Origin of the sequence: Solidesulfovibrio sp. DCME (genome assembly GCF_049995385.1) — a bacterium.
Lineage (GTDB): Bacteria > Desulfobacterota > Desulfovibrionia > Desulfovibrionales > Desulfovibrionaceae > Solidesulfovibrio.
Window position 1 is genome coordinate 2007251 of sequence record NZ_CP188261.1, and the last position, 23900, is coordinate 2031150.

Genomic DNA, 23900 nt, shown 5'->3' on the forward strand with positions numbered 1-23900 from the left:
ATGCTGTCCAAGACCATGGAAAAGGCCATCAACGACCAGGTGCATTGGGAGCTCTATTCCGCCTACCTGTACGTTTCCATGGCCACCTATTTCGAGGACAAGGGGCTGATGGGTTTTGCCAACTGGATGCACGTCCAGGACCAGGAGGAGAAGTTCCACGCCCAGAAGTTCTATAACTACATCGTGGAGCGCGGCGGCCGGGTGATCCTGCAGGCCATCGAGGCCCCGCCTCACGACTGGGCCTCGCCCCTGGCCGTCTTCGAGGAGGCCCTGGCCCACGAGGAAGGCGTCACCGCCCGCATCTACAAGCTCATGGACCTGGCCCTCGAGGAGAAAGACCACGGCACGGCCTCGTTCCTCAAATGGTTCATCGACGAGCAGGTCGAGGAGGAGGCCAGCGTGGCCGACGTCATCGCCAAGCTCAAGCTCGTGGACCAGACCCCGGGCGGGGCCTTCATGCTGGACAAGGACCTGGCCGCCCGGGTCTACGTGCCGCCGACCAACGCCTAACGTGCGCCAACGGCGTTTGCCGTGCGCCTATCCCAGGCCGCCCGCGCCCGACGTGGGCGGCCTTTTTTGCAAGCCGCGCGGAGGCAACCGCGTGCGACGGCCCGCCGGCGACACGGTCCGCCCCGGGCGGCTTGCTCCGGGGAAGTGCCGTGGCGTAGGGGCGCCAATGCTTTGAAGGGAGGCCGGGATGCGGTTCGACTTGAGGTTTTTCCTGAAGGATACCGTGCGCAAGATGGTGGATTTTTCCACTACGCCGCAAAACCGGGGGATCGCGCCGCCGCCCTTGCAGCGGCCCTATCCGCCGGGGGCGCCGCTTGTCGCCCTGCCCGGGCCGGGCGGGGGCTGGCCGGGCATCGCGGCCATGCCGCTGACCCGGGCCATTGCGGGGCGCCGGTCGCGGCGCGCCTACACCGACGCGGCGCTGACCCTGGAGGAACTGGGCTACCTGCTGTGGGCGACCCAGGGGCTGCGCAAGGCGCCCGGCCTGTCCGGCTTTCGTACCGTGCCCTCGGCCGGCTGCCGCCATGCCTTGGAAACGTACCTGGCCGTGTTCCGGGTGGAGGGCGTCGCCGCCGGGCTGTATCGCTACCTGCCCATCGAGCATGCCCTGCTGCCCGAGGGCGAGGTCGAGGAACTGGCCCTGGCCGTCAGCCAGGCGGTTTTCGACCAGCGTTTCGTGGCCAAGGCCGCGGCGACCTTCTTCTGGACCGCCGTGCCGGAGCGCATGGAGTGGCGCTACGCCGAGGCCTCCTACAAGGTCATCGCCCTGGACGCCGGCCATGTCTGCCAGAATTTGTACCTGGCCTGCGAGGCCATCGGCGCCGGCACCTGCGCCGTGGCCGCCTACGACCAGGAGGCCTGCGACGAACTGCTCGGCGTCGACGGCGAGGCGGAATTCACCATCTACCTGGCCCCGGTCGGCAAGGTCGCGGCCGACGAAAAGGGGGAGGCATCATGAAAAAGGTGGCGTTGTTCGCTTTTCGGGGTGAGATGTCCTGCTTCGTCCACGTGTTGCTCAACGCCCTGGATTTCCGGGAGAAGGGCTACGAAGTGAACGTGGTGCTGGAGGGCGAGGCGACCAGGCTCGTGGCCGAGCTGGCCAAGCCGGACAACCATCTGCACGGGCTTTTTGAGAAGACCAAGAGCCTGGGGCTTTTCGCCGGCGTTTGCCGGGCCTGCTCCCACCAGCTCGGCAGCCAGGAGGCGGCCGTGGCCGAGGGGTTCACGTTGCTCGACGACATGCACGGCCATCCCGGCATGGCCCCCTACGTCGACAACGGTTGCACCGTCCTCGTTTTCTAGGGCGCTTGCGCGCGTCACGCCCCGCCCTTCCCCCATCGAGGGGGTCCGGGGGGCATGATGCCCCCCGGCGGAGAGGGCCAGGAGAGGCGGCGCCTCTCCTGGCCGCCGGAGGCATCCTTCCCTCTAGTCGTACTTGACCGCGCTGATTTCCATCAGCTTGTCCAGCCGGATGCGCGTTTCGATGCGGCGCATGGTGCCGGTCTTGCCGCGCATGACCAGGGAGTGGGTGATGGCGTGGCTGCCGGTGAACTGCACGCCTTCCAGGAAGGTGCCGCCGGAGATGCCCGTGGCCGCGAAATAGGTGTCGTCGCTGGCGACAAGCGTTTCCTCGGTAAAGACCCGGCCGCAGTCGATGCCGGCCTCGGCCAGGGCCAGCCGCTCGTCGTCCTTTTGCGGGTCGAGGCGGGCCAGCAGCCGGCCGCCCAGGGCCCGGATGGCGCAGGCCGAGAGCACGCCCTCGGGCGTGCCGCCCGTGCCCATCATGATGTCCACCACGTTGTCCGGGTCCACGGCCATCAGCGACCCGGCCACGTCGCCGTCGGTATGGAGCTGGATGCGCGCGCCCACGGCCCGGATCTCCTCGATGAGCCGCTTGTGGCGCGGCTTGTCCAGGACGAAGACCACCAGGTCGTCCACGTCCTTGCCGAGCGCCTTGGCGATCTTCCTGAGGTTGTCGCCCACCGGCGCGTCCAGGTCGGCCACGTCGCGGGCCTGGGCCGGCACGACCAGTTTTTGCATGTAATAGCTCGGCCCCGGGTTGAACATGGAGCCGCGCGGGGCGATGCCGACCACGGAGATGGCGTTGGGCCGGCCGTAGGCCAGCAGGTTGGTGCCCTCCACCGGGTCCACGGCCACGTCCACGGCATGGCCCTGGCCGCTGCCCACCCGCTCGCCGTTGTAGAGCATGGGGGCCTCGTCCTTCTCGCCCTCGCCGATGATGATGATGCCTTCGATGGGCAGGGTGTTGAAGGACAGGCGCATGGCGTCCACGGCGGCCTGGTCGCCGGCGTTCTTGTCGCCGCGCCCCAGCCAGCGCGAGGAACTCAGCGCCGCCGCTTCCGTGACCCGTACCAGATCCAAGCCAAGATTTCTGTCCGGCGCTTCCATGGAGGCTCCTTTGGGGTGGGGTGGGGTGGAGAGGAGCGAGGAGTGCGGGGAGGGAACCCCTTTTTGAAAAAAGGGGTTCCCTCCCCGCGCCCCTCCTTCCCCAAAAACTTTCCAAGGGGGATATACAAAACGGCCCCGAAAGTCGACTTTCGGGGCCGTTCGGAGGCGTTTTTGTCAAGCTGGAGAAGCCGGTGCGACAAATCGGAATGGCGCGAACCGTGTATTCCCCTTGTTGGGGTGGTCCAGGAGGGGCCCTCGGCCCCTCCTGGCCGCCGGAGGCATTCTCTTTCTCTCTTTCTACTTCCCTATTTACCGGCGTAGGCGGCCTTGATCTTGGCGGCCAGGGCTTCGGGGGTGAAGCCGTAGGTTTCGGCCAGCTTGCCGGCCGGGGCCGAGGCGCCGAAGTGGTCGATGCCGAAGACCCGGTCGAGGCTGCCGGTGTACTGGCACCACAGTTCCGGCCGGCCGGCTTCCACGGCGAAGCGGAAGGGCACCTCCGGCGGCAGCACGGCCTTTTTGTAGGCCTCGGGCTGCTCGTTGAACAGCTCCAGGCAGGGCAGGCTGATCACGCGGATGGCGATCTCCGGCAGCAGCTTGGCCGCGGCCTGGGCCAGGGAGACTTCCGAACCGGAAGCGAGCAGGACCATGTCGGGTTTGCCGCCCGGGGCCTCGTCCAGGACATAGCCGCCGGCGGCCACGCCCGCCTTGAGCCCGGGATAGGCGGCCGGGTCGAGGATGGGCAGGTTCTGGCGGGTGAGTAGCAGGCAGGTCGGCCGCGCGGCCTGGGCCAGGGCCGTCTCCAGGCAGGCGGCGGTCTCGTTGGCGTCGGCCGGGCGCATGACCAGCATGTTCGGGATCAGGCGCAGGGAACTGACCTGTTCGATGGGCTCGTGGGTGGGGCCGTCCTCGCCCACGTAGAAGGAGTCGTGGGTGAAGACGTGCAGGGCCGGGGCGTGCTGCAAGGCCGCCATGCGCAGGGCGTTTCGGGCGTAGTCCGAGAAGATGAGGAAGGTGGCGCTAAAGGGCAGCAGGCCGCCGTGCAGGGCGATGCCGTTGGTGATGGCCGCCATGGGGAATTCGCGCACGCCGAAGCACAACGCGCGGCCCAGGCGGTTTTGCTTGCCGAAGATGCCTGTTGTGTCGCGGAACTTCTCGGTCATGTTGGACGGGTCGAGGTCGGCCGAGCCGCCGACGAGCAGCGGCAACTGCTCGATGAGGCCGTTGAGGCAGGCGCCCCAGGCCGACCGGGTGGCCACGGCCTTGGCCGGGTCGAACACCGGCCAGGACAGGGTCCGTTCGCCCCTGGGCCTGGTCGCCTCGCCCCACAGGGCGGCGAAGGTGCTGTCGGCCAGGCGCTGGGTCAGCGCCTTGTCCCAGGCGGCCCGGGCCTCGGTCAGGGCCGGGAAACGGGCCCGGAAATGGGACACCACGTCCTCGGGCACGAAAAAGGCCTCGTTCTCGGGCAGGCCCAAGTGCTTCTTGGTGGCCTGGATTTCGGCTTCCTTAAACGGCGCGCCGTGGGCCTCGTGGTTGCCCTCCATGGAAAAGGCGCCCTTGGCGATGATGGTGTTGCCGATGATGATGGAGGGCTTGGCCTTCTCGGCCCTGGCCGCGTCCAGGGCGGCGCGGATGGCGGCGTGGTTGTTGCCGTCGATCTCCACCACGTGCCAGCCGAGGCTTTCGAAGAGCTTGACGTGGTCCGTGGCGTCGCACACGCTGGTGGCGCTGGCCAGTTGGACCTTGTTCTTGTCGAACAGCACGGTCAGCCGGCCAAGGCCCCACAGGCCGGCCAAGGCCGCCGAGCCCAGAAACACCGGGGCCTGGACGTCGCCGTCCGAGGACAGCACGTAGGTGTAATGGCCGGCGATGTCCGCGCCCAGGCGGGCCCGGAGCATCTCCTCGGCCACGGCCATGCCCACGGCCATGGAAAAGCCCTGGCCCAGGGGGCCGGTGGTGCATTCCACGCCCGGGGTTTCGCCGTTTTCCGGATGGCCGGGGGTGCGGCTGCCGAACTGGCGGAAGGCCTTGAGGTCGTCCATGGTCAGCACGCCGCGAAGGTAGAGCAGGGCGTATTGCAGCATGGACTCGTGGCCGGCCGAGAGCACGAACCGGTCGCGGCCAAACCAGCCCGTGTCGGCCGGGTCGAAGCGCAGGTAGTCCTTGAACAGGATATAGGCCATGTCGGCCGAGGACATGGCGCCACCCGGATGGCCGGACTTGGCCTTGAAGGTGGCGTCCATGATCAGGCCCTTGACGATGTTGACGGCCTTGACGTCGATGGCGGCGCAATCTTCCATGGGGGTCCTCGATGGGCGTAAAAGGGGTTAGATCGGCGCGGCCAGTCCGCACGACTCGATGAGGTCCACGCGGCGCTGATGGCGGCCGCCCTCGAAGTCCGTGGCCAGGAAGGCGTCGGCGATGGAGGCGGCCAGGCCCAGGCCGACGACGCGCTCGCCCAGGCACAGGACGTTGGCGTCGTTGTGGAGCCGCGTCATGCGGGCCAGGTATTCGTTGACGCACAGGGCGGCCCGGATGCCGGGCATGCGGTTGGCGGCCATGGACATGCCGATGCCCGTGCCGCACACCAGGATGCCGGCGGCGCCGGGGGTGTCCAGGACCCGGCGGCAGACGAGCTTGGCGAAATCGGGGTAATCGACGCTTTTGGCCTCGGCCGGGCCGAGGTCGGCCACGTCGTGGCCGGCGGCCTGCAGATGGGCGACCAGGGCGGCCTTCAAGGCGACGCCGGCGTGGTCGGAGCCGAGGAAAACGGTTTTGGGCATGGAAAAGGGGCCTCCGGGTTTTGGCGATGGGCGATCGCCCCGGCCGGTGGCGGTCGGGGCTACAGTTCCGGCAGGGACGGCTCGTCCCCGGCCGCGTCCAGCGCGTGTTCGACGGCGGTCGGCGGAACCGGCAGTTCCAGGTCGGCGGCCGGATAGGGTGTCGGGCGCGTCTGCAGGGTCTTGACGCGCACGACGAGCGTGGCGCCGCCGGGTGTGGTCAGCGTGAGCTTGCGGGCCACGGGCGCGGCCATACCCGGCACGGCCTCGTCATCGGCGAGGTCGATGCGCCAGGGTTCCACCCCCACGCCGACGAGATGGCGGGGATTGCCGGCGAAGTCAAGGGTCAGCGAACTGAAGCGGGCCTTGCCGGAAAAGGTGTACTGGTAGCCGTCGGCGGTTTTCTTGGCCGCGCCGTAGCGGTCGGGGACGAGGGCCCCCAGGCGCCCCGAGGTCAGCTCCGCCAGTTCGCGCAGGGTAAAGGGCAGGGGCATGCCGAGCTTGGCCGCGCCCTGGCGGGTGTCGGCGTGGCGGTAGACGGCGTTGCGCGACGGGACGAAGGCGAAAAAGGCCTGGCCGTCCTCGAAAAGCGAGGCGTAGGCCCCGCCGATGGGCGTGGTCAGGTCCAGGCGGACGGTGCGGCCGTAGTCGCCGAAAAGCCGGTAGTTGAGCCGCCCCGAGCGGTTGCCCCGGGAAAAGCTCATGGAGCCGGACAGGGAAAAGGCCGGGGCCGGGGGGATGCCCGCCTGGCCGGCCAGGTAGGTGGCGAAGACGGCCTTGGCTTCGTCGGCCGTGGGGGCGGTGGGGGCCGAGGGCTTGCCGGCGCAACCGGCGACGAACGAAACCAGTGCCAGGACGGCCAAAAGGCGCGACAAGGCGGCGATGGGACGCATGCTCACAGGGCTCCCAGTTTTTTCTTCACGTCCCCGGGGTTGTCCGAGCCGAGCTCCAGGGCGGTGCGGTAGGCTTTCTGCGCCTCGGCCTTTTTGCCGGCGGCGGCGGTGATGTCGCCGTAGTGCTCCCAGATGACGGCATCCTTGACACCCCGGGCGATGGCCCGCTCGATGGCGGCCAGGGCCTCGGCGTTGCGGCCGAGCTTGTGGAGCGTCCAGGCCAGGGAGTCGAGGAAGAAGGGGTTGTCCGGCTCCTTGGCCAGGGCGGTCTGGATCATGGCCAGGGCCGTCTCCAGGTCCTTGCCCTCCTCGGCCAGGGAATAGCCGAGGTAGTTGAGGGCATCGGGGTTGGTCGGGTCCTTGTCCAGGATCTTTTCCATCACGGCCTTGGCTTCGTCGTGGCGTTTGAGCTTTTCCAGGGCCACGCCGTAGCGGTAGAGCAGGTCCATGTCCTCGGGCCAGGTGGCCGTGGCTTCCTTGAGGATGACCGCGGCCTGGGCCGTGTCGCCGCGCTTGTCGTAGAGCACGGCCTCCAGGGCCGGGAACTCCTTGCGGTCGGGAAAGCGGTTGCGGGCCTCGGTGGCCAGGGCCTGGGCGGCGGCGAAATTGCCCATTTCCGAGGTCAGCTGGATGCGAAAGGACAGGGCCTTGTCGAAATTGGGGTTCTCCGGCGGCACCTTGGCCAGGATGGCCAGGGCCTCCTTGGGCTTTTTGTCTCCCTCGTAGGCGATGACCGCCTGGTAGAAGGGCAGGTCCGGGCTGTCGGGGATGGCGGCGGCCAGGCGCGCCAGCACCTGCCGGGCCTGCTTGACGTAGCCGGCCTCGAGCAGCGCCGACATGGCGTCCAGGAGCCGGGCCTTGTCCGGCGGCCCTTCCTCCAGGTACTTGACGGCCCGGTCGGGCTTTTTCTGGCGGATGAGCACGCGGGCCAGCTTGGCCCGGACCTCGGGCGAGTCCTCGTCCTGGGCGAGCATCTTGCGGTAGCAGTCCTCGGCCCCGGCCAGGTCGCCCTTTTCCTCCAAAAGCGCCCCCAGTTCGGTCCAGGCGGCGGTCAGGGCCGCATCGGCGGCCACGGCCCGGCGCAGCAGCGCGATGGCCGCGTCCTTGCGGCCAAGCCCGGCCGAGGCCTTGGCCATGAGGTAGAGCGTGGTGGCGTCGCGGCCGTCCTCGGGGATGCGTGACAGGGTGTCCAGGGCTTCCTTGTGCCGACCGGCCTCCTCCAGCAGCGAGGCCAGCTCCCGAACGGCCTGGGCATCGCCCGGGTGGGCCGTGACGAAACGGGTCAGGGCGGCCACGGCCGCGTCGGGCATGCGGCGCATCTGGTAGGCGCTGGCCAGGTACAAAACGAGCTGGCGCGAATCGGGATAGGTGGCTGCGGCCGTTTCCAGGGTCTTGGTGGCGGCTTCCCGCTCGTTTTGGCCCCATTGCAGGTTGGCCAGCTCCACGGCCGTTTCCGGCGAGGGTTGGGACTGGTTGAGCCCGGCCAGGACCTTGGCCGCCTCGTCCTTTTTGCCCTGGCGCAGCAGGTCCTGGTAGACCAGGAACTGGTAGGCGCCCTCGGCCTCGGGCGAGAGGGACTTGCCGGCGTAGGCCAGCCGGGCCGGCCGGCTGGAGGCGCAGGAGTTGGACAGAAGGCACGGCAAAAGCGCCAGCACCAGCAGGAGGGGCAGGCGCCCGGTTGTGGCGCGTTGGGTCAGTTCGGGCATGGCCGGCGTCCGATGGGGGGCAAGGCGCGCCTTGCTCCGCCGCTATTCTTCCTTGTGGATCCAATCCGAGGAAAAGTCCTCGATGCGCCTGGAAAGGTGGTCCTTGAGCTTTTCGAGCAGCCGGGCCTCGATCTGGCGGACCCGCTCCCGGGTGATGCCGTACTTGGCCCCGATTTCCCGCAACGTCACCGGCGAGTCCGACAGGATGCGGCTGTCGAGGAGGTCGAGCTCCTTGTCGTTGAGCGTTGGCCGGATGGTCTGGATGTGCTTGTCGAGCTGATGGGAGATCTCGTCCCCGGCCAGGATCTCCTCGATGCCCGGGGTCAGCGCCGGCAGGAAGTCCAGGCGGGTGGAAGTGGAGTCGTCGCCCAGCGTCACGTCCAGGGACAGGTCGTTGCCGCTTAAGCGCTGGTCCATCTCCACGATGTCCGACTCGGCCACGTTGAGGGCTTCGGAGAGCTGGGAGGCGCTGGGGTCGAAGCCCAGGGTTTGGAGCCGGTGGCGCTCCTTGTTGAGGTTGTAGAAGAGCTTGCGCTGGGCCTGGGTGGTCCCGATCTTGACCATCCGCCAGTTGTCCATGATATATTTAAGGATATAGGCCTTGATCCAATAGGCGGCGTAGTAGGAGAACTTGATGCCCTTGTCGGGGTCGAACTTGGTCACGGCGCGCATGAGCCCCACGTTGCCTTCCTGGATGAGGTCAAGCACGTTTTGCATCCAGCGCCGCTGAAAGTCCATGGCGATTTTGACCACCAGGCGCAGGTGGGAGGAAATGAGCCGGAAGGCGGCCTTCTGGTCGCCGGCGTCGCGCACGCGCCGGGCCAGTTCCTGCTCCTCCTCCGGGGCGAGCATGGGGAATTTGGAGATTTCGCGCAGGTAGAGCTGCAACGGGTCGCGCGTGGACAGCGATCCGGAGCTTGCCGGCCGTGGGGCCGGCAGCCGGAAATCGTCCGTGGCTTCGATGTCGATGACATCGTCCGCCTCGGGGTCGTCGAGTTCCACGGGGTCGTTTTGATCCAGCTCCGCGTCGTTTGCCGAAATTGCTTGATCGTCTCGTGGTTCCATCGGATAATGACCGGATTGCAAGGCGTGGTCAGGCCGCTTGGGGGAGGTTTCGGCGGATCGTTGCGCCACCACCCGGAAGCGCCGTCTCGCACGTCTACCTTCCCATGTAAAGTTTTGGTTTGTCCTTTTCAATGTTTTTCAGTAGACGGGCCGCGTTTCGCCAATGACTCGGCCGACGGCCAGCAAAGGAGACCGCGTGGGCGATTTCAGAAAAGCGCTTGGCGACGAGACCGTTCTCGTCTTCGACGGGGCCATGGGCACCCTGCTCCAGGGCCGGGGGCTTGCCCCGGGGCAGTCCCCGGAACTCTTCGGCCTGGCCAACCCCGAGGCCATCGTGGCCACCCACCGGGAATATATCGAGGCCGGCTCGCGGGTGGTGACCTCCAACACCTTCGGCGGCACGCGCTACAAGCTCCCGGCCGGCACGGACGTGGCGGGCCTGAGCCGCGAAATGGCCCGCCTGGCCCGCCGGGCCGCCGGGGACACGGCCTTCGTCGCCGGCTCCGTGGGCCCGACCGGCCAGTTCGTGACGCCGCTCGGCAAGGTGACCCTGGCCGAACTGGTGGACGCCTTCGCCGAGCAGATCGCCGGCCTGGCTGACGGCGGCTGCGACCTGATCGTCGGCGAGACCCATTTCGACCTGGCCGAGGCCAAGGCCCTGGTACTGGCCTGCCGCAAGGTCTGCCGGCTGCCGGTTGCCGTGTGCATGACCTTCGAGGGCACGGCCAGCCTGACCGGCTCCCCGCCCGAAGTCTTCGCCGACGCCATGGAGAATCTGGGCGTGGACCTCGTCGGTGTCAACTGCGGCGCCGGCCCGGACGACATGCGCCTGGTGGCCGAGGTTTTCGCCAGGCGCCTCACGACACCCTTTTTCGTCAAGCCCAACGCCGGCATGCCGCGCCTGGAGGGCGGGCGCACGGTCTTCCCCATGGGGCCGCAGGAGTTCGCCGAAAAAACCGCCGCCTTCGCCGATCTCGGGGCCAAGGCCCTGTCCGGCTGCTGCGGCACCACCCCGGCCCACATCGCCGCCCTGGCCAAGGCCCTGTCCGGCCGGCCCCGGGTGCGGCCCGCCGCCCCGGACCATCCGGTCCTGGCCGTGACCTCCCGGTCGCTGTCCGTGACCCTGGGCGGGGCGAGCCCTTGCGCCGTCATCGGCGAACGCATCAACCCCACCGGCAAGGCCGAACTGGCCGCCGAGCTGGCGGCCGGGGAATTCACCCGGGCCCTGGCCTTCGCCGAGGAACAGGTCGCGGCCGGGGCGGCCATCCTCGACGTCAACGTGGGCGCGCCCATGGTCGACGAGGTGGCCGTGCTGCCTGGGCTTGCCCTGGAGCTCACCAAGCGCCAGCGGCTGCCGCTTTGCCTCGATTCCAACAACGCCGAGGCGCTCTCCGCCGCCCTGTGGGCCTCGCCGGCCACGCCCCTGGTCAATTCCATCAGCGGCGAGCCCGGCCGCATGGAGCTTTTGGGTCCCATCTGCCGCGACCACGGCGCGCCGTTTATCCTGCTGCCGCTTAAGGGAAGAAAACTCCCGGTCACGGCCGCCGAGCGCCTGGCCATCATCGAGGAACTCGTGGCCCAGGCCGAGTCCCTGGGCATCCCCCGGCGCCTGATCCTCGTCGACGCCCTGGCGCTCACCGTCTCCTCCAAGGCCGAGGCGGGGCTAGCCTGCCTGGAGACCATCCGCCATTGTCGGCAGGCCTGGGGCCTGCCGACCGTTTTGGGCCTGTCCAACATCTCCTTCGGGTTGCCGGCCCGCGAGCTGGTCAATGGCGCCTTTTTCGCCATGTGCCTGGGCGCCGGCCTGGCTGCGGCCATCGCCAACCCCAATGTGCCGCGCCTGATGGAAACCGGGGCGGCCTGCGAGGTGCTGCTGGCCCGCGACCCGCAAGCCGGCCGGTTCATCGACCGCTACGCCGGCTGGAAGGCCGCCGCGCCGAGCGCCGCCGCGGTGCGGGCCGTGGCCGAGGAGGCGGGCAGCCCCATCCGCCAGGCCGTCATCAAGGGCCGCAAGGCCGAGCTTCCCGCCCTGCTCGACGCCGCCCTGGCCGCCGGCCGGCCGGCGGCGGCCATTTTGAGCGAGGAGCTCATCCCCGGCATCATGGACGTGGGCGAGCGCTACGAGCGCAAGGAATATTTCCTGCCCCAGCTGCTGGTCGCGGCCGAAGCCATGCGGGCCGGGTTCGAGCGCCTGGAGCCGCTTCTGGCCGAAACCCCCGGGGCGCAAAAGGCCCGCATCGTCATGGCCACGGTGGAGGGCGACATCCACGACATCGGCAAGAACATCGTGTGCCTGATGCTCAAAAACCACGGCTTCGAGGTCATCGACCTCGGCAAGGACGTGCCGGCGGCGCGCATCGTGGCGGAGGCCGCCGCCCGCGACGCCGATGTCATCGGCCTTTCGGCCCTGATGACCACCACCATGGTGCGCATGGAGGATACCGTGCGCCTGGTCCGGGAGAAGGGCCTGCGGGCCAAGGTCATGGTCGGCGGGGCGGTGGTGACCGAAGCTTTCGCCCGGTCCATCGGCGCCGACGCCCACGCCACGGATGCCGTGGATGCCGTGCGCCGGGCCAAGGGCCTGGTCGGGGCCGAGGCCGAAAAAACAACTGGATAGCGCCGGCCGCTTTGGATTAAACCGGCCCTGACGGGGGGTTGCCCGGCCGTCGCGCCATTATCGGAGGATGTCTCGTTGCGCATACGCACCCTCGCATTGCTGCTGGCCCTGCTGACGCTGCCGGCCGTTCGGGCCGCCGGGCAGGACGCCGGCCCCATCACCGGCCAGGGCGTGCTCGACGCCATCGTGGCCGCCCAGGGCAAGGTGGTCGTGGTCGACTTCTTCGCCTCGTGGTGCCGGCCCTGCCTGATGGAGATTCCGGACTTCATCGCCGCCCGCAAGCACTACCCGGCGGAGAAGGTCGTGTTCCTCGGCATTTCGCTCGACCAGGACCAGGGCGAGTACGCCCGGTTCGTCAAGCAGACGCCGTTCAACTTCCCGGTCCACCTGGCCGACCCCGACGTGATGGCCACCTTCGGCGTGAAAATGATCCCCAAGACCCTCGTCTACGACGTCACGGGGCAGCAAGCCGTAAACCACGCCGGCTACATGTCCGGCGACGAACTCAAGCGGGCCGTGGACAGCCTGCTTGCCGACACGGGCAAATGAGCGGGCTTTTCATTCGCAAGGCGCGCATCCAGGACGTCAAGCAGATCCACGCCCTGCTGATGCACTGCGCCCGCCAGGAATTCCTGTTGCCGCGCTCGTTCAACCAACTCTACAGCCACCTGCGGGATTTCTTCGTCCTGGCCGGCCACGACGCGCCGGGCATCCTGGGCTGCTGCGCCCTGTCCATCACCTGGGAGGACATCGCCGAGATCCGCTCCCTGGCCGTGGTCGCGGACATCCAGAAGCAGGGCTGGGGCGGCCGGCTGGTCGAGGCCTGCCTGTCCGACGCCGTGACCCTTGGCATCTACAAGGTTTTCACCCTGACCTACCGGCCGCATTTCTTCGAGCGCCTTGGCTTTGTCCCGGTGGAAAAGGAGAAGCTGCCGCAAAAGGTCTGGGCCGATTGCATCAACTGCCCCAAGTTTCCGGAGTGCGACGAAAACGCGCTGATCATGGAAATGTAGGCAAGCCGTGGGGCCGGCCGCTGGCGCGAGCGGCCCCAAGCGCGGGGTGTCATGTCCGAAACGTTGCGCGAGGTGTTCGGGGAAGCGGCCGTGGCCGCCCGGGTGGCCGAACTGGGCCGCGAGGTCTCGGCCCATTACGCCGGGATGGGCGAAGTGGTCATGGTGGGCGTGCTCAAGGGCGCGCTCCCGTTGATGGCCGACCTGCTGCGGGCGCTGGACTTCTGCCCGGTCCTCGATTTCGTGCGCCTGGCCAGCTACGGCGCGGGCACTTCGCCCGGGGAGCTGCGCTTCCTCATGGACCTCGAAACCGACATCGCCGGCCGCCACGTGCTGGTGGTCGAGGACATCGTGGATACTGGCCGCTCCCTGGCTTATCTGCTGGACATGCTGGCCAAACGCGCCCCGGCCAGCCTCAAGGTCTGCGCCCTGCTGGACAAGGCCTACCGCCGCGAGGTGGACGTGGCCGTGGATTTCGTCGGCTTCGCGGCCCCGCCAGTGTTCCTGGTCGGCTACGGCATGGATGTGGGGGAGCGGCTGCGGCGTCTGCGCGGCGTGTACGAACTGGTGCGGTAGCCTTCGGCCCCGGATTTGCAGGGGTGGCCGCAAACCGTAACCGATAGGGATGATGCGCCATGATTGTCCAGTGCCCCAATTGCCGGTCCAAGTTCAATTTGCCCGATGACAAGGTCGGACCCGACGGCGCCAAGCTGCGGTGCGGCAAATGCCGCCATGTCTTTCACGTCGATGCGCCCGGCGCGCCGGATTTCGGGGGGCTCACCGACTTCGACTTCCCCGACGACATGGCCGAAACCCCGGCCGCGGCCGGCCGGGCCCAGGCGCCCGCCGCCCCCACGGCCGCGCCAAAACCCGCGCCCGGCGCCTCCATGCCCGACGACGACGTGCCCCCGGACCTGTTCCATTCCGAGACCTACGAGGGGCCGGCCGGCGGCAAGGACGACGACGAGGCCGACGACACGCCCTTCAAACCGGGTTTCAGCCTCGACGACGTGGCCGACATCCCGCTGCCCGGCAGTGCCGCGTCAAAAGACCGACGCAAGCGGGCGCTCGTCATCGTCGGCGCCGTGTGCCTCATCATCGCGGCCACCATCGCCGCCGTCTCCTACCTCGACCTGTGGCCCGGCAAGAAGGCGGCCAAGGACGCCGCCCAGCCGCCGGCGGCAACCGCCCCGGCCGAACCCGGCAAGCCTGCCCCGGCCGAACCGGGCAAGCCCGCCGACAAGGCGCCGCCCGCCGCCGACGCGGCCGCGAAAAAGCCCGAGGAAACGGCCAAGGTCAAGGACATCATGCTGCAAAATGTCCGCCAATACTACGTTTCCAACGAAAAGGCCGGGCAACTCTTTGTCATCGAAGGCAAGGCCGTCAACAATTTCAAGACGCCCAAGGAAATGATCCGCATCGAGGCCTCGCTGTTTGACGACAAGGGGACCACCCTGGCCTCCCAGGAAGACCTGGCCGGCAACACGGTTTCGCTGTTCCAACTCCAGGTCATGACCCGCGACGAGCTCAAAAACGCCCTTGCCTCCCAGGTCGGCGTCCTGACCAACAACACCAACATCGCCCCGGGCGGCGAGACACCGTTCATGGTCGTCTTTTTCGATCCGCCGGACGCGGTCAAGGAGTTCGGCGTCAAGGTGGTGGACGCCAAGGACCCGGCCCGGTAGGCACATGGCGGCCAAGGCCAAGCGCGTCTTCACCTGTTCGTCCTGCGGCGGGGCCGCGCCGACCTGGCGCGGCCAATGCCCGCGCTGCGGCGAGTGGAACACCCTGGTCGAGGGCGTGGCCGGCCCGGGCCGAGTGGGTGCGGGCGCGCCCGCCGCATCCGGCACGCCCATTCCCCTGGGCGAGCATCCCGACGAGGATTTTCGCCCCTTTCCCACGGGCATCGAGGGCCTGGACCGGGTGCTCGGCGGCGGCCTGACCCCGGGTGGCGCGGTGCTGCTCGGCGGCGAGCCGGGTATCGGCAAGTCCACGATTCTGCTGCAACTGGCTGGGCTTGCCGCCGCGGCCAGGCGGCGGGTGGTCTACGTGTCGGGCGAGGAATCCCTGCCCCAGCTCAAGGCCCGGGCCGAACGCCTGGGCGTGCTCCACGAGGGCCTGCTGGCCGCCGCCACAACCGACGCCGGCGCGGCCGTGGACATCCTGGGCGCCACTCCGGCGCCGGACCTGGTCATCGTCGATTCCGTCCAGACCATGCACGTTTCCGGCGTCGAGGGCGCGGCCGGCTCGGTGTCCCAGGTGCGCACCTTGGCCGCCTCGTGCGTGGAGGCGGCCAAGCGCGGCCAGGCCTGCCTGGTGCTGGTCGGCCACGTGACCAAGGACGGCCAGATCGCCGGGCCAAAGCTCCTGGAGCACATGGTCGACACCGTGCTCTACCTCGAGGGCGAGCGGCGCCACCTCTTTCGCATCCTGCGCGTGCTCAAAAACCGCTACGGCCCCACCGACGAGCTGCTCGTCATGGAGATGCGCGAGCGGGGGCTGCGGGAGATCCCCGATCCGTCCACCTTTTTTTTGGGCGACCGCGACCCGGCCGTGTCCGGCTCGGCCGTGGTCATGGCCGTGGAGGGCCGGCGGCCCTTTGCCGTGGAGGTGCAGGCCCTGGCGGCCAAATCCTTCCTGTCCGTGCCGCGCCGGGCGGCGCTCGGGCTCGACGTCGGCCGGCTGCATCTGCTTCTGGCCGTGCTGGAAAAGCGCCTGCGCCTAAACCTCGGCCAGGCCGACATCTACGCGAAAATCGGCGGCGGGCTCAAGATCCAGGACCCGGGCCTCGACCTCGGCATCGCCGCCGCCGTGCTGTCGTCGTTCTACGACCGGCCCCTGCCGGCCGGGGCGGTGCTGTGGGGCGAGGTGGACCTGTCGGGGCGCATCCGGCCCGTGGCCGGCCACGACGGGCGCCTCAAGCAGGCCGAGCGCCTGGGCTACGGGCCGGTGCTGTGCCCCGATGCCGGCGGGCTTGGGCCCAGGGTGGACAACCTGGCCGAACTGGCGCGTCTGTTGTTCGCCAAGGGCTGAGCGGTCCGTCCCGCGTTGGCGGTTTCGCTGTTTGACCCGGCCTGGTATTTGCTGCATACAAAAACGTATGCAACGAATACGCACCGGGTCGTTGCCGGTCGGCCCGCAAAAAACCGGCCCAACCTCCTGGCGGTTCACCGTCTGGGCGCCGCGCTGCCAACACCTTGACCTGATCCTCCCCGAAACGGATGCCACAGTCGCCATGGAGCGGCTGGCCGGCGGGTATTTCACCGTCGAACGCGCGGGGCTCGCCGCTGGCGCGCGCTACCTCTTTTCCCTGGACGGCCGGGTCCGCCGGCCCGATCCGGCCTCGCGCCACCAGCCCGACGACGTCCACGGCCCGTCGGCCCTGGTGGACGTGGGCGCCTTCGCCTGGACCGACGCGTCCTTCGTGCCGCCGCCGCCCGACCGGCGCGTCACCTACGAAATCCACGTCGGCACCTTCACCCCGCAGGGCTCCTTCGACGCGGTCATCGACCGCCTGCCCCACCTGCGGCAGCTCGGCGTCACCTGCCTGGAGCTCATGCCCGTGGCCCAGTGTCCGGGTGGGCGCAACTGGGGCTACGACGGTGTCGCCCCCTTCGCCCCAAGCCAGGCCTACGGCGGCCCGGCCGGCCTGGCCCGCCTGGTCGACGCCTGCCACGCCGCCGGCCTCGCCGTGGTCCTCGACGTCGTCTACAACCACCTCGGCCCCGAAGGGAACTACCTGCGCGATTTCGGGCCGTACTTCACCGACCGCTACCGCACGCCCTGGGGCGAGGCCGTCAATTACGACGGTGCGGCCAGCGGCCCGGTGCGGGATTTTTTCCTCCAAAACGCCCTGTACTGGCTGCGCGATTACCACATCGACGGCCTGCGCCTGGACGCCGTGCACGCCATCTACGACCAGGGGCCGGTTCCTTTCGTGGCCGAGCTGGCCGAAACCGTGGCAGGCTGGCAGGTCGCGTCCGGGCGGCGGGTTTTCCTGGTCGCCGAAACTCATTTGAACGACCCGGCCGTCATCACGGACAAGGCCGGCGGCGGCCTGGGCCTGGACGGGGTCTGGAACGACGACTTCCACCACGCCGTCCATGCCTGGCTCACGGGTGAAAAGCGGGGCTATTACGCCGATTACGGCGCCCGCGACGACGTCGTGGCCGCCCTGGCCGACGGTTTCGTCTACGCCGGCCGCCACAGCCCCTTTTTCGGCCACCGCCGTGGCCGGCCGGCCGGGCATCTGCCGGCCGACCGATGCGTCAATTGCCTGCAAAACCACGACCAGACCGGCAACCGGGCCCGGGGCGAACGGCTCGTGACGCTCGTCGGCCCGGACGCGGCCAGGCTCGCCGCCGCGCTGCTCATTCTCTCCCCGGGTTCGCCGCTGCTTTTTATGGGCGAGGAGTGGGGCGAGACCAACCCCTTTTGCTATTTTATCAGCCACCTGGACGCCGGGCTGGTGGAGGCCGTGCGCCAGGGCCGGCGCCGGGAGTTCGCCCGGTTCCGCTGGCGCGGCGCGGTGCCCGATCCCTTCGATGAGGCCACCTTTGCCGCCAGCCGGCCGGACTGGTCGCGGCTGGCCCGGCCCGAGCACGCGGCCATGCTGGCCTGGTACAAGGCACTGCTGTCCCTGCGCGCCGCCTCGCCGGCCCTGCGGGAGGCGCGCCGCCACCTGACCCGGGTCTGGCCCCTGGACGATGCCAAGGCCCTGGCCATGGAGCGCCGGGGCGCCGACGGCCGGTTCCTGTGCCTTTTCAACGCCGCCGCCCGTCCGGTGCGTTTGCGCCTGGGCGCCTCGGAGAGCCTCAAGGCCTACGCGCGCTGCCTCGATGCCGGGGAGGCCCGGTTCGGCGGCGCGGGAAACCTGGCGCCCGACCGCCCGGCCGGGACGCTGACCCTGCCGGCCCACGGGGCGGTGGTCTACACCTGCAAGGAGGCGGCCGCGCCATGAACCGCTATGTCTGCATTCACGGCCATTTCTACCAGCCGCCCCGCGAAAACCCCTGGATCGAGGAAGTCGAGGTCCAGGATTCGGCCCACCCCTACCATGACTGGAACGAACGCATCACGGCCGAGTGCTACGGCCCCAATTCCGGTTCACGCATCCTCGACGGCGACGGCCATATCGTCGAAATCGTCAACAACTACTCGAAGATCAGCTTCAATTTCGGCCCGACCCTCCTGTCCTGGCTAAGCAGCCACCACCCCAAGCTGCATCAGGCCATCGTGGACGCGGACCGGCTGTCCATGGAGCGCTTCGACGGCCACGGCTCGGCCCTGGCCCAGGCCTACAACCACATGATCCTGCCCCTGGCCAACCAGCGCGACAAGGTTACCCAGGTGCGTTGGGGCCTGGCCGATTTTCGCCAGCGCTTCGGCCGGGAGGCCGAGGGCATGTGGCTGCCCGAGACGGCTGTGGACCTGGAGACCCTGGCCATCCTGGCCGAGGCCGGGTTGCGCTTCACGATCCTGGCCCCCAACCAGGCCGCCCGGGTGCGGGCCCTTGGCCAGGGCGACTGGCGCGATGTCTCCGGCGGCCGGGTGGACCCGACCACGCCCTACCTGGTGCGCCTGCCGGACGGGGGCACCTTCACGGTCTTTTTCTACGATGGCCCCATCTCCCAGGACATGGCCTTCGGCGACATGCTGGCCAGCGGCGAGGCCTTTTGCGGCCGGCTCCTGGCCGCCTTCACCGACGAGGGCCGCGACTGGCCGCAGCTCGTCCACGTGGCCACGGACGGGGAAACCTACGGCCACCACCACAGCTTCGGCGAAATGGCGCTCACCTATTGCCTCTCGCTTATCGAGGCCGACCCGTCGGTGGAACTGATCAATTACGCCGCCTACCTCGACCGCCATCCGCCGGTCATGGAGGCGGAAATCTTCGACAATTCCTCCTGGAGCTGCGTCCACGGCGTGGAGCGCTGGCGGGCGGACTGCGGCTGCAATTCCGGCATGCACGGGCATTGGCACCAGAAATGGCGCGCCCCCCTGCGCCAGGCCATGGATCTGCTGCGCGACCGTTGCGCCGCCATCCTCGACAGCCGGGGGCCGGCCTTTTTCGCCGATCCCTGGGCGGCCCGGGATGCCTACATCGACGTCATAAATAACCGCGCCGAGGCCAAGGTGGCCGCCTTTTTCAAACGCCAGGGCCGCAAGGGGCTGCGCCGGGCCGACCGGCCCCAGGCCCTGGCCCTCATGGAGATGGCCCGTTGCGCCATGCTCGCCTACACGAGCTGCGGCTGGTTTTTCGACGAGGTTTCCGGCATCGAGACCGTGCAGGTCCTCCAGTATGCCGCCCGGGCCATCCAGCTGGCCGAGGCCCTGGGCGGCCAACCCGTGGAGGAGGCCTTCGCCGCCATCCTGGAACAGGCCCCGGGCAATGCCGTGGCCACCGGCCGGGTGGCCTACGAGCGCTACGCCAAGCCGGCGGCCGTGGACATCATGCGCGCCGGCGCCCACTACGCCATTTCCTCGCTGTTCGAGGCCTATGGCGATGTCCACGCCTACGGCTGCTACCGGATGCGCGGCCGCGGCCTGCGCCGGGAAACCGCCGGCCGGGCCCAACTGCTCACCGGCCGGGCCGCCATCGCCTCCGGCCTGACCGGGGAAACCCTGGAGGCCGATTTCGCCGTGGTCCATGCCGGCGGCCACAACCTGACCTGCGGCCTGCGGCCCTCCCGCGACGCCGCCAGCTTCGCGGCCATGGAAGCGGACCTGCGCCGGGTCTTCGAGCGCGGCGACCTGACCGAGACCGTCCGCGTCCTGGACAGCCACTTCGATGCCCACACCTATTCCCTGTGGCACCTGTTCCGCGACGAGCAGCGCAAGGTCGTCGGCGAGGTGCTGGCCCCGGAATACCAGGCGGCCGAGGCCATGTACCGGCGGATTTTCGAGAACAACTACCCGATCCTCAGTTTCCTCCAGTGGCTGTCCATGCCCATCCCCCGGCATTTCCTGGACGCCGCCGCCTTTGTCGTGGAAACCGACGTCCGGCGCCTGCTTGGCGGCGAAACCATCGATTACGACCGCCTGGACAGCCACCTCCAGGATGCCGCCCGCTTCGGCCTGGCCCTGGACTCCGGCGCCCTGGGCCTTTTGGGGGCGCAGTGGATCAACCGGCGCCTGGCCGCTTTTGGCGAGGAGCATGTGGACACGGACGCCCTGGCCGCCGTCCGGGAGGCCCTGGACCGTCTGTCCGCCCTGCCCATGGGCCTCAACCTCTGGAAGGCCCAGAACGTCGTCTTCGAGCTGTCCCGGTGTTGTTATCCGTCCCAAAAGGCCGGGGCGCGGGCGGGGGACGCCGCGGCGGCCCGCTGGGTGGAGCTTTTTTCCGCCGTGGCCGAGGCCCTCAAGGTGAGGTTACCCTGATGCGCACCCCCATCGCCACCTACCGGCTCCAGTTCTCCCGGGACTTCGATTTCACCCGCTGCCTTGGCGTCCTGGACTACCTGGCCGCCCTGGGCGTTTCCCACCTCTACGCCTCGCCGATCTTCCGGGCCAGGCCGGGTTCGAGCCACGGCTACGACGTCTGCGACCACACGGAGATCAGCCCCGAACTCGGCGGCGAGGCGGGCCTGCGCACGCTGATCGCGGCGGCCGGGAAGCGCGGCCTGGGTTGGATCCAGGACATCGTGCCCAACCATATGGCCGTTTCCGGCGAAAACCGCATGCTCGTCGATGTCCTGGAAAACGGCCCGGCCTCGCGCTATTACCAGTCCTTCGACATCGACTGGGACCATCCCTACGAGAGCATCAAGGGCCGCATGCTGGCCCCGTTTTTGGGCAACTTCTACGGCCGGGTCCTGGAGGCCGGCGAGATCACCATCGGCTTCGACGCCGACGGCTTTTTCGTGCGCTACTACGAACTGCGCTTTCCGCTGCGCATCGATTCCTACGTCCGCATCCTCACCCTGGACCTGGAACGGCTGCGCGAGGCCCTCGGCCGCGACGCGCCGGACTACGTCAAGCTTCTGGGCGTGCTCTACACCATCAAGTCCCTGCCGGCCGACGATGCCCGGGACGAGCGCTACGACCAGATCTCTTTCGTCAAACGGATGCTTTCCGAGCTCTACGAAGGGAGCATCGCCGTGCGCGGCCACATCACGGCCAATCTGGACCGGGTCAACAACGGCGCGGGCGAGGCCGGGGAGGGCGAGGACCGGCGGGCGCTTCTGGAAAGCCTCCTGGCCGAGCAGTATTTCCGGCTGTCCTATTGGAAGGTGGCCGGCGAGGAGATCAACTACCGCCGGTTTTTCTCCATAAACGACCTCATTTCGCTGCGGGTCGAGGACGAGGCCGTGTTCCGCCACTCCCACGGCCGGATTTTCGAACTGGTCAAGGAGGGGCTTTTCTCGGGCCTGCGGGTGGACCACATCGACGGGCTCTACGATCCGGCCCGCTACCTGCGCCGGCTGCGCGAGGCCGTGGGCGAGGCCTACGTGGTGGTGGAAAAGATCTGCCTGGCCGGCGAGGCCCTGCCGGCCTTCTGGCCCGTGGCCGGCTCCACGGGCTACGATTTCCTCAACGCCGTGTGCGGCCTGTTCGTGGACGGCGCCCAGGAAAAGGCCTTCGAGCGCATCTACGCCGGATTCACCGGCCGGCGCCAACGGGCCGAGGACGTCGTGGTCTGGAAAAAGAGCCGCATCATCGAAACCCACATGTACGGCGACGTGGAAAACCTGGCCCGGCTTATAAACGCCGTGTCCAGCCTCGACCGCCGGGGCTTCGACATCACCCTGCGCTCGACCAAGCGGGCGCTGGCCGAGGTGCTGGCCCATTTCCCGGTCTACCGCACCTACATCTCGCCCGACGCCATCCGGCCGGCGGACATGGGCTACGTGCGCACGGCCATCCGCCGGGCCAAGCGCCACAACGCCGATCTGGCCTACGAGCTGGATTTCCTGGAGCGGTTTTTGCTCCTCCAGTACGACGAGCATTTGAGCGAAGACAAAAAAGCCCTGTGGACGCGCTTCGCCATGCGCTTCCAGCAGGTCAGCGGGCCGCTGATGGCCAAGGGCGTGGAGGACACGGCCTTTTACGTGCTGGGCCGGCTGCTGTGCCAAAACGAGGTCGGGGCCCAGCCCGGGGCTTTCGGCCTGGCCCCGGAGGCCTTTCACGCCGCCATGGCCGACCGGGCCGAGCACTGGCCGCGGTCCATGAGCGCCACCGCCACCCACGACGCCAAGCGCGGCGAGGACGCGCGCATGCGCCTGGCCGCCCTGTCCGAGATGCCCGACGCCTGGCGGACCGCCCTGGGCCGGTTTTTCCGGGCCAACCAACCCCGCAAGGTCATGCTCGGCGACAAACCGGCGCCGGACAAGAACGACGAATACATGCTCTACCAGGCGCTGGCCGCCCACTGGCCGGTCCGGGAGGCGGAACTGGCCGGGTTCGGCGCGCGTCTGGCCGCCTATCTGGTCAAGGCCGTGCGGGAGGGCAAGGAGCACTCCACGTGGCTCAGCCCGGACCTGGAATACGAAAAGGCCTTGACCGGCTTTGCCGAGGCCCTGCTGCGCGACGGCCCGGACAGTGCCTTCGGGGCCGCTTTCGCGCCGCTTTGCCGCCGGGTGACGGAACTCGGCTACAGCTATTCCCTGGCCCAGACCGTGCTGAAGCTCGTCTGCCCCGGCGTGCCGGACATCTACCAGGGCACCGAGGACTGGGACCTGTCCTTCGTCGACCCGGACAACCGCCGGCCGGTGGATTTCGCGGCCCGGGCCACGGTGCTGCGGGAGCTTACGGCCGCGTTTGCGGCCGATCCCACGGCGCTTTGCCGGGAGCTGGCCGCCGCGCCCAAGGACGGGCGCATCAAGCTGTTCACGTTGTGGCGGGGCCTGGCCGTGCGGGGGGCGCATCCCGGGTTGTTCGCGGCCGGCGGCTACCTGCCGGCCCGGTTCGAGGGGCCCCTGGCCGGCCAGGCCTTCGGGTTGTGGCGCCTGGGCGAGGGGGAGGCGGCCTTGGCTGTCCTGCCCTGGCGCCTGGCCGGGCTCGCGCCCGGGGGCGGCGTGTTCGCCCTGGGCGAGGCCTGGGAGGACACGCGCCTGGCCGAAGTCCCGGACGGCGTTTCCCGCCTGGTCGAGGCCATGACCGGCCGGGAATTTTCCGGCCAGGGGCTGTATCTCAAGGACCTGTTGCGGGATTTCCCCGTGGCGCTGCTCGTGTCGGCGCCGGGGCAGCGGGCCTAGGCGGTAAGCGGGAAGACGTCTCCCGGCGCGGCGTAGGCAAAAAGGGCCGTGCCCGGGCGTCGCAGGCGCTCGCCGAAGCGGGCGAGGTATTCCGTGTGCCCGCCCAGGTGCATGGGCACGAACACGGCCGGGGCGAGGGTTTCCACGAAATCCGGCGCCCCGGCCAGGCTCGGCAGGCGCGGGTCCATGTTGGAAAAGGCGACATCCAGCGGCCGGGCGGCCAGCCGGCCGAGCAGGCGCCGCCAGGTCATGCCCACGGCCCGGTGCGCCGCCGGCGACTGCCCCGGCCAGTCCCACAGGGCCATATCCCCGCCGAAATAGACCGAAAGCCCGGCCAGCTCGAGACGAAAGCACAGGCCCATGTCGTTGCTTTCCATGGCCTCCACCGTCATTCCCCCGACCGTGACGATGGCGTCCGGCTCCAGGACCAGGGCGTCCGGGGGCAGGCGGTCGGCGTAGCGGTCGGCCACGTCGTCGGAAACCACGAAGCGCCTGGCGGCCGCCTCCCTGGTGGCGGCCAGGATGCCCGGGTCGAAGTGGTCGTCGTGGCTGTGGGAGGCAAATACCGTGAGGTCGGCGCCGCGAAAAAGGGGCGCGGCCGCCTGGGCCGCCTGGGGCGGCAGGTAGGCCGGGGCCGGGTAGTCGAACACAAGCGTCCGGCCGGCCGCGCGCAGGGCGAAGCAGTCGTGGTGGATGTAGACGATGTCGGCGGCCATG

General features: G+C 69.0%; 19 protein-coding genes. 12 read left to right on the top strand and 7 right to left on the bottom strand.

Annotation, left to right across the window (positions count from 1 at the left end; translation table 11 throughout):
* The 3 genes from ACP59X_RS08545 to ACP59X_RS08555 all read left to right on the top strand — a co-directional run bounded on the left by ACP59X_RS08545 (position 1) and on the right by ACP59X_RS08555 (position 1812).
* On the top strand, positions 1-510 hold the full coding sequence (locus ACP59X_RS08545; RefSeq protein WP_428567867.1) for a ferritin: 510 nt from the start codon (positions 1-3) through the stop codon (positions 508-510).
* A gap of 187 nt (positions 511-697) precedes the next feature.
* Positions 698-1468, top strand: a complete 771-nt coding sequence (locus ACP59X_RS08550) for a SagB/ThcOx family dehydrogenase (RefSeq protein ID WP_428567871.1) — start codon at positions 698-700, stop codon at positions 1466-1468.
* Complete coding sequence (locus ACP59X_RS08555; RefSeq protein WP_428567873.1) at positions 1465-1812, top strand: cytoplasmic protein; 348 nt, start codon at positions 1465-1467, stop codon at positions 1810-1812. The genes ACP59X_RS08550 and ACP59X_RS08555 overlap by 4 nt, the downstream gene beginning before the upstream one ends.
* A gap of 123 nt (positions 1813-1935) precedes the next feature.
* Here the strand turns inward: ACP59X_RS08555 and glpX are convergent, their stop codons facing one another.
* From glpX to ACP59X_RS08585, 6 genes are all read right to left on the bottom strand, one after another.
* A complete protein-coding gene (glpX, locus tag ACP59X_RS08560; RefSeq protein WP_428567876.1) occupies positions 1936-2919 on the bottom strand; it encodes a class II fructose-bisphosphatase in 984 nt (327 codons plus the stop codon).
* A gap of 305 nt (positions 2920-3224) precedes the next feature.
* Positions 3225-5216 carry a transketolase family protein gene (locus ACP59X_RS08565; RefSeq protein ID WP_428567880.1) on the bottom strand — a complete coding sequence of 664 codons (1992 nt, stop codon included), beginning with the start codon at positions 5214-5216 and terminating at the stop codon, positions 3225-3227.
* 27 nt (positions 5217-5243) lie between these two features.
* The gene (rpiB, locus tag ACP59X_RS08570; protein WP_428567883.1) at positions 5244-5699 is read right to left on the bottom strand and encodes a ribose 5-phosphate isomerase B; all 456 of its coding nucleotides are present in this window, start codon (positions 5697-5699) and stop codon (positions 5244-5246) included.
* Between the two features lie 59 nt (positions 5700-5758).
* Positions 5759-6589, bottom strand: a complete 831-nt coding sequence (locus ACP59X_RS08575) for a hypothetical protein (RefSeq protein WP_428567886.1) — start codon at positions 6587-6589, stop codon at positions 5759-5761.
* 2 nt (positions 6590-6591) lie between these two features.
* Positions 6592-8295, bottom strand: coding sequence for a tetratricopeptide repeat protein (locus tag ACP59X_RS08580; RefSeq protein ID WP_428567889.1), 1704 nt, complete (start codon positions 8293-8295; stop codon positions 6592-6594).
* A gap of 42 nt (positions 8296-8337) precedes the next feature.
* Positions 8338-9360 (bottom strand): sigma-70 family RNA polymerase sigma factor, encoded by a 1023-nt coding sequence (locus tag ACP59X_RS08585; RefSeq protein ID WP_428567893.1) that lies wholly within the window; start codon positions 9358-9360, stop codon positions 8338-8340.
* A gap of 196 nt (positions 9361-9556) precedes the next feature.
* Between ACP59X_RS08585 and ACP59X_RS08590 the strand changes: the two genes are divergently transcribed.
* The 9 genes from ACP59X_RS08590 to treY all read left to right on the top strand — a co-directional run bounded on the left by ACP59X_RS08590 (position 9557) and on the right by treY (position 23183).
* Positions 9557-11977, top strand: coding sequence for a homocysteine S-methyltransferase family protein (locus ACP59X_RS08590; RefSeq protein ID WP_428567897.1), 2421 nt, complete (start codon positions 9557-9559; stop codon positions 11975-11977).
* A gap of 75 nt (positions 11978-12052) precedes the next feature.
* Positions 12053-12526: a TlpA family protein disulfide reductase gene (locus ACP59X_RS08595; RefSeq protein ID WP_428567900.1), complete on the top strand. Its 474-nt coding sequence runs from the start codon at positions 12053-12055 to the stop codon at positions 12524-12526.
* Positions 12523-12990 carry an N-acetyltransferase gene (locus tag ACP59X_RS08600; RefSeq protein ID WP_428567903.1) on the top strand — a complete coding sequence of 156 codons (468 nt, stop codon included), beginning with the start codon at positions 12523-12525 and terminating at the stop codon, positions 12988-12990. Before ACP59X_RS08595 ends, ACP59X_RS08600 begins: the two co-directional genes overlap by 4 nt.
* Before the next feature lie 51 nt (positions 12991-13041).
* Entirely contained in the window at positions 13042-13563 is a 522-nt protein-coding gene (hpt, locus tag ACP59X_RS08605) for a hypoxanthine phosphoribosyltransferase (protein ID WP_428567906.1), read from the top strand.
* A gap of 59 nt (positions 13564-13622) precedes the next feature.
* Positions 13623-14672, top strand: coding sequence for a DUF3426 domain-containing protein (locus ACP59X_RS08610; RefSeq protein ID WP_428567909.1), 1050 nt, complete (start codon positions 13623-13625; stop codon positions 14670-14672).
* A gap of 4 nt (positions 14673-14676) precedes the next feature.
* The gene (radA, locus tag ACP59X_RS08615) at positions 14677-16020 is read left to right on the top strand and encodes a DNA repair protein RadA (RefSeq protein ID WP_428567912.1); all 1344 of its coding nucleotides are present in this window, start codon (positions 14677-14679) and stop codon (positions 16018-16020) included.
* A gap of 67 nt (positions 16021-16087) precedes the next feature.
* Positions 16088-17947 carry a malto-oligosyltrehalose trehalohydrolase gene (treZ, locus tag ACP59X_RS08620; RefSeq protein ID WP_428567917.1) on the top strand — a complete coding sequence of 620 codons (1860 nt, stop codon included), beginning with the start codon at positions 16088-16090 and terminating at the stop codon, positions 17945-17947.
* The gene (locus tag ACP59X_RS08625; protein ID WP_428567920.1) at positions 17944-20367 is read left to right on the top strand and encodes a DUF3536 domain-containing protein; all 2424 of its coding nucleotides are present in this window, start codon (positions 17944-17946) and stop codon (positions 20365-20367) included. The genes treZ and ACP59X_RS08625 overlap by 4 nt, the downstream gene beginning before the upstream one ends.
* Positions 20367-23183, top strand: coding sequence for a malto-oligosyltrehalose synthase (gene treY, locus ACP59X_RS08630; RefSeq protein WP_428567923.1), 2817 nt, complete (start codon positions 20367-20369; stop codon positions 23181-23183). The genes ACP59X_RS08625 and treY overlap by 1 nt, the downstream gene beginning before the upstream one ends.
* On the opposite strand, the gene ACP59X_RS08635 is transcribed toward treY, so the two are convergent.
* The gene (locus ACP59X_RS08635; protein WP_428567926.1) at positions 23180-23899 is read right to left on the bottom strand and encodes an MBL fold metallo-hydrolase; all 720 of its coding nucleotides are present in this window, start codon (positions 23897-23899) and stop codon (positions 23180-23182) included. The two genes, treY and ACP59X_RS08635, sit on opposite strands and share 4 nt — an antisense overlap.
* Position 23900 lies beyond the last annotated feature (1 nt).

Bases quoted from the DNA above. Each gene is read 5' to 3' on its own strand.
- treZ (WP_428567917.1), top strand. From the start codon at position 16,088: ATGCAACGAATACGCACCGGGTCGTTGCCGGTCGGCCCGCAAAAAACC.
- rpiB (WP_428567883.1), bottom strand. From the start codon at position 5,699: ATGCCCAAAACCGTTTTCCTCGGCTCCGACCACGCCGGCGTCGCCTTG.
- treY (WP_428567923.1), top strand. From the start codon at position 20,367: ATGCGCACCCCCATCGCCACCTACCGGCTCCAGTTCTCCCGGGACTTC.
- ACP59X_RS08545 (WP_428567867.1), top strand. From the start codon at position 1: ATGCTGTCCAAGACCATGGAAAAGGCCATCAACGACCAGGTGCATTGG.
- ACP59X_RS08610 (WP_428567909.1), top strand. From the start codon at position 13,623: ATGATTGTCCAGTGCCCCAATTGCCGGTCCAAGTTCAATTTGCCCGAT.
- hpt (WP_428567906.1), top strand. From the start codon at position 13,042: ATGTCCGAAACGTTGCGCGAGGTGTTCGGGGAAGCGGCCGTGGCCGCC.
- glpX (WP_428567876.1), bottom strand. From the start codon at position 2,919: ATGGAAGCGCCGGACAGAAATCTTGGCTTGGATCTGGTACGGGTCACG.
- ACP59X_RS08565 (WP_428567880.1), bottom strand. From the start codon at position 5,216: ATGGAAGATTGCGCCGCCATCGACGTCAAGGCCGTCAACATCGTCAAG.
- ACP59X_RS08585 (WP_428567893.1), bottom strand. From the start codon at position 9,360: ATGGAACCACGAGACGATCAAGCAATTTCGGCAAACGACGCGGAGCTG.
- ACP59X_RS08580 (WP_428567889.1), bottom strand. From the start codon at position 8,295: ATGCCCGAACTGACCCAACGCGCCACAACCGGGCGCCTGCCCCTCCTG.
- ACP59X_RS08550 (WP_428567871.1), top strand. From the start codon at position 698: ATGCGGTTCGACTTGAGGTTTTTCCTGAAGGATACCGTGCGCAAGATG.
- radA (WP_428567912.1), top strand. From the start codon at position 14,677: ATGGCGGCCAAGGCCAAGCGCGTCTTCACCTGTTCGTCCTGCGGCGGG.
- ACP59X_RS08600 (WP_428567903.1), top strand. From the start codon at position 12,523: ATGAGCGGGCTTTTCATTCGCAAGGCGCGCATCCAGGACGTCAAGCAG.
- ACP59X_RS08625 (WP_428567920.1), top strand. From the start codon at position 17,944: ATGAACCGCTATGTCTGCATTCACGGCCATTTCTACCAGCCGCCCCGC.
- ACP59X_RS08635 (WP_428567926.1), bottom strand. From the start codon at position 23,899: ATGGCCGCCGACATCGTCTACATCCACCACGACTGCTTCGCCCTGCGC.
- ACP59X_RS08555 (WP_428567873.1), top strand. From the start codon at position 1,465: ATGAAAAAGGTGGCGTTGTTCGCTTTTCGGGGTGAGATGTCCTGCTTC.
- ACP59X_RS08575 (WP_428567886.1), bottom strand. From the start codon at position 6,589: ATGCGTCCCATCGCCGCCTTGTCGCGCCTTTTGGCCGTCCTGGCACTG.